This is a genomic window from Sphingobacterium sp. DR205 (genome assembly GCF_011064245.1).
Classification (GTDB): Bacteria; Bacteroidota; Bacteroidia; order Sphingobacteriales; family Sphingobacteriaceae; genus Sphingobacterium; species Sphingobacterium athyrii.
In genome coordinates this window covers 5,620,124-5,631,709 of sequence record NZ_CP049333.1, presented here as the reverse complement: position 1 = coordinate 5,631,709, position 11,586 = coordinate 5,620,124, and the positions used below count along the sequence as shown (strand labels likewise).

12 protein-coding genes are annotated in these 11,586 nt (G+C 38.5%); 9 read left to right on the top strand and 3 right to left on the bottom strand.

Translation table 11 applies throughout. From position 1 onward, the window contains the following. The first annotated feature begins 2 nt into the window (after positions 1-2). The 3 genes from ftsA (at position 3) to G6053_RS24100 (ending at position 4,446) form a co-directional block, all read left to right on the top strand. Entirely contained in the window at positions 3-1,376 is a 1,374-nt protein-coding gene (gene ftsA, locus G6053_RS24110) for a cell division protein FtsA (protein ID WP_121125827.1), read from the top strand. A 140-nt stretch (positions 1,377-1,516) separates the two neighbouring features. Continuing rightward, positions 1,517-3,214 carry a cell division protein FtsZ gene (gene ftsZ, locus G6053_RS24105; RefSeq protein ID WP_165308826.1) on the top strand — a complete coding sequence of 566 codons (1,698 nt, stop codon included), beginning with the start codon at positions 1,517-1,519 and terminating at the stop codon, positions 3,212-3,214. 89 nt (positions 3,215-3,303) lie between these two features. Beyond that, entirely contained in the window at positions 3,304-4,446 is a 1,143-nt protein-coding gene (locus tag G6053_RS24100; RefSeq protein ID WP_165308825.1) for a sugar phosphate isomerase/epimerase, read from the top strand. Between the two features lie 23 nt (positions 4,447-4,469). Here G6053_RS24100 and G6053_RS24095 read toward each other — a convergent pair whose 3' ends face one another. Beyond that, on the bottom strand, positions 4,470-5,111 hold the full coding sequence (locus G6053_RS24095; protein ID WP_108636507.1) for a response regulator transcription factor: 642 nt from the start codon (positions 5,109-5,111) through the stop codon (positions 4,470-4,472). 283 nt (positions 5,112-5,394) lie between these two features. Between G6053_RS24095 and mscL the strand changes: the two genes are divergently transcribed. From mscL to tsaB, 5 genes are all read left to right on the top strand, one after another. Then, entirely contained in the window at positions 5,395-5,802 is a 408-nt protein-coding gene (gene mscL, locus G6053_RS24090) for a large-conductance mechanosensitive channel protein MscL (protein ID WP_108636508.1), read from the top strand. Positions 5,803-6,041: 239 nt separating this feature from the next. Further along, on the top strand, positions 6,042-6,200 hold the full coding sequence (gene rpmH, locus G6053_RS24085; protein WP_075991291.1) for a 50S ribosomal protein L34: 159 nt from the start codon (positions 6,042-6,044) through the stop codon (positions 6,198-6,200). Between the two features lie 60 nt (positions 6,201-6,260). Next, complete coding sequence (locus G6053_RS24080) at positions 6,261-6,677, top strand: ribonuclease P protein component (protein ID WP_165308824.1); 417 nt, start codon at positions 6,261-6,263, stop codon at positions 6,675-6,677. After that, a complete protein-coding gene (gene yidD / locus G6053_RS24075) occupies positions 6,640-6,894 on the top strand; it encodes a membrane protein insertion efficiency factor YidD (protein WP_108636510.1) in 255 nt (84 codons plus the stop codon). Before G6053_RS24080 ends, yidD begins: the two co-directional genes overlap by 38 nt. A gap of 13 nt (positions 6,895-6,907) precedes the next feature. Beyond that, entirely contained in the window at positions 6,908-7,609 is a 702-nt protein-coding gene (gene tsaB, locus G6053_RS24070; protein WP_108636653.1) for a tRNA (adenosine(37)-N6)-threonylcarbamoyltransferase complex dimerization subunit type 1 TsaB, read from the top strand. On the opposite strand, the gene G6053_RS24065 is transcribed toward tsaB, so the two are convergent. Both G6053_RS24065 and G6053_RS24060 read right to left on the bottom strand, forming a co-directional pair. Continuing rightward, complete coding sequence (locus G6053_RS24065) at positions 7,604-8,509, bottom strand: CorA family divalent cation transporter (RefSeq protein WP_108636511.1); 906 nt, start codon at positions 8,507-8,509, stop codon at positions 7,604-7,606. The two genes, tsaB and G6053_RS24065, sit on opposite strands and share 6 nt — an antisense overlap. Positions 8,510-8,672: 163 nt before the next feature. Further along, a complete protein-coding gene (locus tag G6053_RS24060) occupies positions 8,673-9,290 on the bottom strand; it encodes an OmpH family outer membrane protein (RefSeq protein WP_165308823.1) in 618 nt (205 codons plus the stop codon). 191 nt (positions 9,291-9,481) lie between these two features. Between G6053_RS24060 and gyrB the strand changes: the two genes are divergently transcribed. Further along, a complete protein-coding gene (gene gyrB / locus G6053_RS24055; protein ID WP_108636513.1) occupies positions 9,482-11,440 on the top strand; it encodes a DNA topoisomerase (ATP-hydrolyzing) subunit B in 1,959 nt (652 codons plus the stop codon). The last annotated feature ends 146 nt before the right edge of the window (positions 11,441-11,586 follow it).

Sequence of the window (11,586 nt, the reverse complement as noted above, 5' to 3'; positions counted from 1 at the left end):
TTATGAACTCAAAGGCAGCAGAAATTGAAAGAGAGAATCCAATTATCGTGGGACTCGATATTGGTACTACCAAAATTTGTGTTACGGTTGGGAGACGTAGCTCAGGGAACAAAATCGAATTATTAGGTGTGGGCAAAGCCGACTCTGCAGGAGTAAGCAGAGGGGTGGTAGCCAATATCCAAAAGACTGTGGGAAGTATTTTGGAGGCGGTAGAAATTGCCGAAGCACAATCTAATGTCGATATTAAGGTTGTCAATGTGGGGATCGCAGGTCAACACATTAAGAGCATCCAACACCGTGGAATATTTACCAAAACAGATGGTGATGATGAGATCATTCGAAGAGATATCGAACGATTGATCTCGGATATGTATAAACTGGTACTGCCTCCAGGAGAAGAAATTATACATGTTTTACCTCAGGAATTTACGGTAGATAATGAACCTGGCATCCGCGAACCGATCGGTATGGCTGGGCGTCGTATAGAAGCGAATTTTCATATTATTTCGGGAAGAGTTACCGATATTAAGAATATAAAAAAATGTATTGATAATTCGAATCTGGAAGTTGCTGAATTAATCTTGGAACCTTTGGCGTCTTCAGAAGCTGTATTAGATGAAGATGAAAAAAATGCTGGTGTTGTATTAGTTGATATCGGTGGTGGAACAACCGACGTTGCAATCTTCCACGAAGGAATTATCCGTCATACTGCTGTAATCCCATTAGGCGGTAATATTGTGACCGAAGATATTCGTCAAGGCTGTTCTGTATTGCGTTCACAGGCGGAATTACTGAAAACACGATTTGGATCTGCCCTGGCTGATGAAAATAAAGAAAATGAAGTCATTTGTGTGCCCGGATTGAAAGGTCGTGAGCCAAAAGAAATTTCCGTAAAAAACTTAGCCTATATTATTCAGGCGAGAATGGAGGAAATTATCGAACATGTGTATTACGAAATTAAGTCCTCCGGTTATGAAAATAAACTTATCGGCGGTATCGTTATTACTGGAGGTGGGGCGCAATTGAAGCATTTGGTACAACTTGTGGAGTATATTACTGGAATCGATTGTCGTGTCGGTTTTCCGAACGAATATCTCTCCAAGAACGAAGTGCTGCCAAAACCGCTCTTTGAAGAATTGAAAAGCCCATTGTATGCAACAAGTATTGGCTTGTTAATCAAAGGTATCCAATCGCACGAAGAAGAAGAAGATAGTCGTAGAGAAGCGCATACACCAGCGAAGAAAGTGCAGGCGACTACGACTACGAAAGAGGTTTCGGAGCAACAGCAAAAAGAACAAGGATTGCTGTCATGGTTCAAGCGATTTATTAAGGATGGTAACGAGATCGATGACGCAAGTTTTTTAGATAAAAAGTAAGTTTTCCACAATGATTGAAGTTTTCCACAATTTCACAAATGTGGAAAACTTTTGTTGAAATTATATTATTATTACATTACATATAGTGGGTTTGGTTCAATTTGATATCGTGTTCATTATAAGTTAAATAGGGATAAGTTATGTCAATACAGTTTGAAATGTTAAAAGAACAATCTTCAATAATCAAGGTTATTGGGGTTGGTGGTGGTGGCGGCAATGCCGTAAACCACATGTATAAACAAGGAATTAGTGGAGTAGATTTTATCGTGTGTAATACAGATGCGCAAGCGTTGGAATTAAGCCCGATCCCAAATAAAGTTCAATTGGGAATAAGTCTAACCGAAGGTATGGGTGCTGGAGCAGATCCTGATGTAGGTGAAAATTCCGCTATCGAAAGTATTGAAGATATCAAACGCATGTTAGGTACCAATACCAAGATGTTGTTTATTACCGCCGGTATGGGTGGTGGTACAGGTACCGGAGCAAGTCCTGTTTTGGCTAAGGCCGCTAAAGAATTGGGTATTCTTACTGTTGCGATCATTACTACACCATTTACATTTGAAGGTAAACGCCGTCGCTCACAAGCGGAGGAGGGGCTTTCGGAATTGCGTAAATATGTAGACTCTTATCTTGTTATCTCCAACGATCGCTTGCGCGAAATCTTTGGAAATTTAACGATGACAGCAGCTTTCGCAAAAGCAGATGATATATTGACTACTGCTGCAAAAGGTATCGCCGAAATTATCACTATCCCCGGTTATGTAAACGTCGATTTTAAAGATGTTCGCACAGTTATGAATGACAGTGGTGTAGCGATTATGGGTAACGCGATTGCCGAAGGCGAAGATCGTGCATTACGTGCGGTAGAAGGTGCTTTAGCTTCACCATTGTTGAAAGACAATGAGATTGAAGGCGCTCGTTATATCCTGTTGAATATTACCTCTGGAACAAAAGAAGTGACGATGGATGAGGTAGCAATCATTACAGATTATATTCAGGAAAAAGCCGGACTATCTGCTGATTTGATCTGGGGTAACTGTATCGACGAAAACTTTGAAGATGAGCTGTCCGTAACAATCATTGCGACAGGTTTTCAGACTTCAGAAGAGCGCGATAAAGAGCGGGAAAATACAAAAGTATCTATGCCCTTGACACCTGAACCGGTTAATTCTTTTGTGAGACCTGTTTCACAGGTTGCTCCAAAGGAAGCACCAGTTGCCAATAGCTTTGTCACTCCGGTTCAACGTGTGGATACACCAACTCCTTCAGCAAATACATCGACAACCAATAATTTGCAGTCCGACTTGTTTACTTCTCCAAAAAATGTTGTCCAACAACAGGCTGTTGTCGAAGAACCGCAAGTGATACGCCATGATTTAGGTTTTGACGGCGCTTATGAAGAGGAAACCTCATTTACTGAAAGTGATTTTCAATTAAAAACTTCACCTTCTGTTTTCCAATTTCAGATGCCAACGGTATTTGATTCATATTCAGCTCCGTCTGCATCAGACTATGACGAAAAGCCGACGTTCTCTTCCAGCACAACAAATGAGCAGGTTGAAGTTCCTCAGGTGGAAGAAGAGCAGGTTTCATTTGAAGATCAATTGGTACGCACCAAAGAGCGTATTTTGAGGTTGAAAGAACTGAGTATGAAATTGAAATCCTCGAACGGTCTTCATGAGTTGGAAAATGAGCCCGCTTATAAAAGAAAGCAAATGTCACTGGAGGATACGCCGCATTCTTCTCAATCACAGGTGTCTCGCTTTACACTGTCGTTTGAAGATGGAAACACGGAAATTCGTCCGAACAACTCTTTTTTACACGACAATGTAGATTAATCGAATTGAGATAAAATACTAAAAAAGCCATCCGATCAGATGGCTTTTTTAGTATCTTTAAATTCCGATAGAATACAATTATATAAGCTATGACTACAAAATTAAATAACCCTGTATGGGTCATGAGTTCTGCCTTTGATAAATTGTCATTGCCAGAATTGATTCAGACAACAAAAAAAATTGGTGCCGGTGGAATTGACCTTTGTGTTTTTAGAAAGGACGGCACGCGTGAAGACCATACAGCTACGCATTTGGACTATGAAGGATTTACACCAGCTAAAGCTAAGGAGATACTTGAACTGTTTAATCAGGCGGATCTGAAACTCTCGCTCGGAGCCTTCGAAAATATGATTGGGGGAGATCCAGAACAACGGGTCAAAAATCAGAACCATTTATTAAAACTGATTCGAATAGCGCATTTGCTAGGAGGTGATGAAAATAATGTTAAAGTCGGGACTTTCGTCGGTTATAATCATGAATTGGGAAACCAGCTGGATGGATTTCAAAAAAATCTGGAAGAATACAAACGTGTATTTGAGCCGATTGTTAATTATGCTGAAAGCCTTGGGGTAACAATACTCTATGAAAATTGTCCAATGGAGGGCTGGCGTTCTTCACGTTATAGCTCTACCTATAATAACCTACCCGCTGTTTTAGCTGCCCGTAAATTGATGTATGCGATGGTGCCTAGTAAGGCGCATGGCGAAATTTATGATCCTTCCCATGATGTTTGGCAAAACACAAACCCAATTGATGTTATTCGCAATACCGATATGAGTCGATTACAGCGTATACATGTGAAGACCACACGCAATCTACAGACGACCGCTCGCATAGATTGGGGTGGGATGTATCCCATGCAACATGTGGATGCTGAACTAGCAAAGAAAGCAAATGTAAGCATTCCTGGGCATGACTGGGATAGGCATCACTACGAAGCAATGCTTCCGGGCTTTGGTGGCTCAGATAGTATGGACTGGCGAGGCTTTGTGGATCTACTCCGGGAACGCGACTTCAAAGGCCCTTTTGAAATAGAAAATGAGGCAAAGAATTCAAAGGATACGGGTGATTTCTCCGCAACGGTACAAGGCTTTACGACTTGTCTTAATTTTTTAGCTCCTATGTTATGGGATTTGGAAGCGGAAGTTGGATACTCTTATAAAAAATCAGACCCGTTAAAAGATCTAAATGTAAAAGATATTCCAGTTGTTACAATGAATGATCTAATCTAAAAAAAATACACTCCAACAATGTTTTAATTGTTGGAGTGTATTCTGAAAAGCTCAATGAGTTCGGGAATGTTAGAAACATTTAATTTTTCAAATATCCTGCTTTTATAGGTGCTTACAGTTGATGGACTTAGCTCAAGTAAGCCGGAAACTTCAATAATTCCTAAGCCCTTGATCAATTGTTTTGCAACATCCACCTCCCTGTTTGACAGACGTACTAAAGGATTTAACTTTGTGAGTTCCGATTTGCTCTGCGTCAGTTTTTGGACATAGAGATCCTGAACGTTACTTGACATGTATTTGCCACGCTCCTGGATAGCCAGTATAGCGTGACTCAATTCTGCCATTGCAGTAGTTTTATTAAGATAACCTACAGCTCCTGCTTCAATATAACGCAACGCATACAACGACTCATCATAGGATGAGAAAATTAAAATTTTAATAGCAGGCTGGATTTGCAGGATTTCTTCGACAACTCGAATATTATTTCCTCCGGGCATATTGATGTCCAGCAATAATAGGTCGAATTCTTCCAGTTTTAACTTTTCTACCACCTCATCGAAATTTTCGGCTTGGAATATTTCCGCCTTTTTTAGCGTTTCCTTGATAATAACGGAAGCACCTAATCGTACAATGCCATGGTCGTCTGCAATAAGAATCTTCTTCATAGATACTTTATCTTATTCTGGGCTTTAATTACCGTATGAAATTTAAAGTACTATCAATATACAATATATCTTGATATTTTGCCCTAGTTAACGAGCAAATATAGTAAATTAAGTTAATAAAAAACTTCAGCGTACCGTTTTAAGCAGTAATTTTAAAAATAGGACTTAAGTTAGAAAATGCAGGACAATAAATGAACTAGTATAAAAAATTAGTATATTTTAATTAGATTTATGTGACAATTACTAGTTTTGGTAAAATTTTAAAAGATTAAATGGTTTAAATATGGGATTTTTAAAAGAATTTAAAGAGTTCGCAATGCGCGGGAGCGTTGTTGATTTGGCTGTCGGTGTTGTTATCGGTGGGGCATTTGGCAAAATTGTTACATCATTGGTTGACGATATTATCATGCCTCCCATAGGATATTTGACGGGCGGAGTCGACTTTTCCTCGAAGAAAATTATACTTAAAGCTGCTGATGAAGCTGCGAAACAAGCCGAAGTTTCCCTTAACTACGGGAATTTTATCAATGTAGTGATCCAGTTTTTGATTGTAGCATTTTGTATATTCTGTGTTATTAAAGGTTTAAATTCTTTGAAACGTAAAGAGGAAGCTGCTCCGGCGGCACCGGCGGCACCGACAAAAGAAGAAACATTATTGACCGAGATTAGAGATATTCTGAAAACGAAATAAGTCAAATTCTTATTTGATGTGAAATAAAACAGAGCAGGCTTATTGCTCTGTTTTTTATTTTGAGGAATTTCTAAAATGGTTTTTTTAGGCTGTCAATGAATTAATTAGCATAGGCTTCTGACTTAAAGTCTAAATGTTCTCAATATTGTTTGTTTTTGTCTAAAATAAACTTTACTTTTGCATTCCTCTTGGGGAGTTTTGTATTAATTGAAGTAAGAACAAATTAGCATAATAGCGTCATGAAAAGAACATTTCAGCCATCGCAAAGAAAAAGAAGAAACAAACACGGTTTTAGAGAGCGCATGAGCTCTGCAAACGGTAGAAGAGTATTAGCTTCACGTAGAGCTAAAGGTAGAAAACGTCTTACAGTGTCTGACGAATACCGTCACAAAGGTTAATCTTTGACAAAGATCGGTGGCCGCTTATAAGAGCTTTTTCTGATAAGATTAAGTCATCGTATGAGAAATACATTTACAAAAGAAGAACGGTTATGTGCGAAGAAGCGTATTGATACGCTTTTTAAAAGCGGTTCTTCTTTTGTTTTGTACCCTTTTAGAATTGTTTTTGTTCTTGAAAAAAACAACGAGATTGATATTTTACCCCCCTGTCAGTCTATTATATCCGTTTCCAAACGTCGGTTCAAAAAAGCAGTTGATCGCAATACAATTAAACGTATGATGCGTGAAAGCTATCGTCTTCATAAATCCAATGATTTGATTCCTTTTTTGTTGAAACATAATGTAACTTTGTATTTAGCTATTCAATATGTGGGGAAACAGATCTTAGCATATGATGTGTTTCATACCGCGATGGATAAAATGCTAAAAAAATTACAGGATGAATGTGCCGATGCTTATTTGGAAAAAGGGAATTAAACCTTTCTTTAGTTTTATTTTCTTAGCTATTATTCGTTTCTATCAACTATTTATTTCGCCCTTCCTGGGCGCCAATTGCAGATATACACCAACTTGTTCACAATATGGTAAGGAAGCTATTTTAAAATATGGACCATTTAAGGGCGGCTGGATGGCTTTGAAGCGAATAGCACGTTGTAATCCATGGGGTGGCCATGGCCATGACCCCGTACCTTGATTTCAATAAAACAATGAATAATTTAATTTTACAAATTGATACCTCGACCACTGTATGCTCGGTTGCTCTCAGTGAGAATGGACAGACTATAGCTGTGATTGATCTGGACGAACCGAACGCGCATGCTGCGAAATTGACTGTTTTGATTGAACAGATTTTGCATAAAACAGAACGTTCTATGCAAGAACTTAAAGCAATAGCGGTTAGCATGGGCCCCGGATCCTATACAGGACTTCGTATTGGAGTGTCTACAGCAAAAGGTCTTTGTTATGGCTTGGATATACCGCTGATTGCAATTAATACATTAGAAGCATTATTTTTAGGCTACAAGGAACAGTTTGGACTGCAGGAAGGGGAAGCCTTTATTCCCATGTTGGACGCACGTCGAATGGAGGTGTATTCTGCAGTTTATAACCATCAGTGTAAACTGGTGAAACCTACTTCAGCAGAAATTATAGATGCCAACTATTACGACGAACTGTTGAGTTCTTATAGACGCGTCCATCTCTTTGGCTCAGGGGCCGATAAATTTGATGAATTGTTTGCAACAAATGATCGTGTGCATGTACAACTGGAATTTAAAGGTTCTGCTGCATTTTTGTCTAAATTGGCATTTGATAAGTTTCAAAATAAAGAGTTTGAGGACGTTGCCTATTTTGAGCCTTTCTATCTGAAAGACTTTGTGGTTATGACGAAGAAAAAGGTTGGCTCATAACCAACCTTTTCTTTTGAACCAAAGATAGATGGCTAGTGAAATTGCAATCATGATCGCAATCGCTATAGGATAGCCATAATACCACTCAAGCTCAGGCATATTTTTAAAATTCATCCCATATACTCCAGCCACAAACGTAATTGGCATAAAGAAAACAGAGAAAATAGTCAAAATACGCATGATTTCGTTGGTATGGTTCGAGGATATGTTAAAGAATACGTTTAGTAATTGTGCTACGTTTTCAGATAAGTTTTCATATAGCGTGGATGTACGTATTTGAAGGTCTTTTAAATCCCGCGTGTAAACATCTTTCTTCGAAGAAGAATGGAAATGTTCAATAACCTCTTTATAAAGAAAAATAACCTTTCTGGCGACATCTATCTGTCGCTTGATAAAATATAGGTTTTTCAGAACAGGCTGCTGTTTCATACGTTTCAGAAAGATCAGTTCTTCGTAAGAATCAATGCGTGTGGATAATTGTTCCAATGTCTTGCTAAAAGTGAACACCGCAGCTGTCGTAATAAATACAGAAAGTTTTCGGCTATTTTTTGTCTTTACGCTCGTAAATTCAATGTTTTTGAGTTTCTCCAGAAATTCGATGCGGCGCTTATGGACGGTAATGACAAAATCACTGCCATAAAAGATGGTTAGACGATCCGTTACTTCTCCGATACTATCCGAATTCTCTTTAAAATTGTCGGACATGACCCGGAGAATAATAAAGGTGTAATTTTCAAATTCCTCTATTTTAGGAAGATGTTCCGGTTCTTTAGAATCTTTAATGGAGGCTTCATTTAGATTATATCTTTCCTTGATGAATGTAAAGTCTTCCGAGGTAGGTTCAAAGATATCAATCCATTCGTAGTTTGCGATTTCCTTTTCAACAATCGTTTTGATCATAAATCTAATTTTACAATACAAGATACTAAACAATTTTGTTAGCTGCCAATAGCTATAGCAAGGTAAATATCATTCTTATTGTTTAGTAATTGGCTCAGGAAGGCCTATAACTAAAAAAGCCATCAAATGCTATGATAGCTTTCCTTAAATTATTATGGTCTTCTTATTTGTTAGAGGACTTATATTCTTCGTTTAACTGTTTGATAACTTCGTTGGTAATTTCCAATGAAGGATCAGCATACAATACAGTAGGATTCGATTTTGAATAGGTCAACACCAGTTTATAGCCGTTATCTGATGCATGTTTTTTCAAAAACTCAGTGATTTTATTGTACACATTGTTGAACTCCTCTGATTCATCTTTAGCTAGAGATGAAGAGGCAGTTTGATCTAATCGTGCTAGTTCATCTTGTTTGCGGGCCAATTTCTGTTCGGTAGCTTGTCTGTCTGCTGCGGACATTGTAGCTGCATTCTTTTGGTAGTCAGCTACCTCACGTTGAAATGCTGCACTTTTAGCTTGAAGATCAGCCTGTGCTTTTTTTACTTTGTTTTCAAGTTTTGACTTAATGTCTTTAAAGTATTGATATTTTTCAGAAAGCGAATCTGAATTCAGATAGACAATTTTATCCTTGTTATTACCTTGACTCTCTTTGCTTATGGCGTTTGAATCATTTTTTGAAGGCTCGCTTTGCGTTTTAGCACCCTGGTTACATGATACGATTGTTCCAGCCAATAAAAGAGCAAAGGAAACTTTCGATACAATTGAAAATATAGTGTTCATTTTTTTATTATTTGCAAATTAATACTGAAACAAACCTAACATAAAAAAATCGAAATTTTAATTTTTAATCCTAAAAAAGTAAAATTATCGACCATTTGAATGTTTCAGATTATCGGCTTAATACTTCACCGCAGACTTGATAAATCGGCCAAAATTTCGTATTTTTGAATATTACATTTAACAGTTTTTCAATGAGCGAAGAAAAGAAAAATGCATCCACCTACTCGGCCGATAATATTCAGGTATTAGAGGGTTTAGAGGCGGTTCGTAAGCGTCCATCCATGTATATTGGTGATACCGGTGTAAAAGGATTACACCACTTGGTATACGAGGTTGTAGACAATTCAATCGACGAAGCTGTAGCAGGGTACTGTACAGATATCTTTGTTACCATCCATAAAGACAATTCAATTTCTGTTCGGGATAACGGTCGTGGTATCCCTACTGGAATCAACAAAAAAGAGAATAAATCAGCGTTGGAGCTCGTGATGACGGTATTACATGCTGGAGGTAAGTTTGACAAAGATACCTACAAGGTCTCTGGTGGTCTACATGGTGTGGGGGTATCTTGTGTGAACGCATTGTCAACACTTTTGAAAGCTGAGGTACACCGCGATGGAAAAATATACCAACAGGAGTATCAAATCGGTAAGCCTTTATACGATGTTAAAGAAGTTGGGGTTTCGGATAAGACGGGTACAATTGTAACATTCCATCCGGATGCAACAATATTTACACAAACCACGGTATATAATTACGATACCTTGGCCAATCGCCTTCGCGAGCTTGCATTCCTAAACAAAGGCGTTAGCTTAACGTTAGAGGATGAGCGTGAAACGAATGAAGACGGTTCAGAAAAGAAAGAAACTTTTCATTCTGAAGGCGGCCTGAAGGAATTTGTTAAATTCTTGGATGGTACACGTCAGGCATTGATTCCTGAACCTATCTATGTCGAAGGAATTAAACAAGGTATTCCTGTAGAGCTGGCATTACAATATAACGATACCTATTCTGAGAACGTACATTCTTATGTGAATAATATCAATACGATCGAAGGAGGTTCACACGTAGCAGGTTTTCGTAGAGGTTTGACACGTACCTTAAAAGCGTATGCGGATAAGTCAGGTTTACTTAAAAACTTGAAAGTCGAAATTACAGGTGATGATTTCCGTGAAGGTTTGACAGCTGTAATTTCTGTTAAAGTTGCCGAACCTCAATTTGAAGGACAGACGAAAACTAAATTAGGGAACTCCGAGGTAATGGGGGCCGTAGATGTGGCTGTTGGCGAAATTCTAGGTGTTTATTTGGAAGAAAATCCACGTGAAGCCAAAGCGATTGTTCAAAAAGTCGTCATTGCAGCTCAAGCGCGTGCAGCAGCACGTAAAGCACGTGACTTAGTACAACGCAAAACGGTTATGGGCGGCTCTGGACTTCCCGGAAAATTAGCGGATTGTCAAGATAATGACCCAACAAAATGTGAAATTTACTTTGTCGAGGGGGATTCCGCGGGTGGTACAGCCAAATCTGGACGCGATCGTAAACATCAGGCCATTATGCCGCTACGGGGTAAAATCCTGAATGTGGAAAAAGCAATGGAACATAAGATCTATGAGAACGAAGAGATCAAAAATATGTTTACCGCTTTGGGAGTAAGTGTGGGCACAGCTGAAGATGCAAAAGCGTTGAATCTGGAGAAATTGCGTTACCACCGTATCATTATCATGACCGATGCCGATGTGGATGGTTCCCACATTACAACCTTGATTCTGACATTCTATTTTAGATATATGAAAGAATTGATCGAAAGAGGATATGTATACATTGCGACTCCGCCTTTGTATCTTGTGAAGAAAGGTAAAGAACATGAATATGCCTGGAATGAAGACCAACGTATCAACGCCATACAACGCTTGAAAGGAACAGGTAAAGAGGATAGTGTACATGTACAGCGCTATAAAGGTCTTGGTGAGATGAATGCAGAGCAACTTTGGGATACGACAATGAATCCTGATACACGTACTTTACGTCAAGTAACAATTGAAAATGCAGCTGAATGTGACCGTATTTTCTCGATGTTAATGGGGGATGAAGTAGCGCCTCGCCGTGAGTTTATCGAAAAAAATGCACGTTACGCAAAAATTGATATCTAATACCAATTTTATAAAAAAATAAGAGGTCTGATGAAATTTTCATCAGGCCTTTTTTTATTTCAATTTATTTTATAACTTCATACTGATGAATCATTTATCTGCCGGGGTAAATGTTTATCAGCCAACAGATAGCCAATATTAAATAA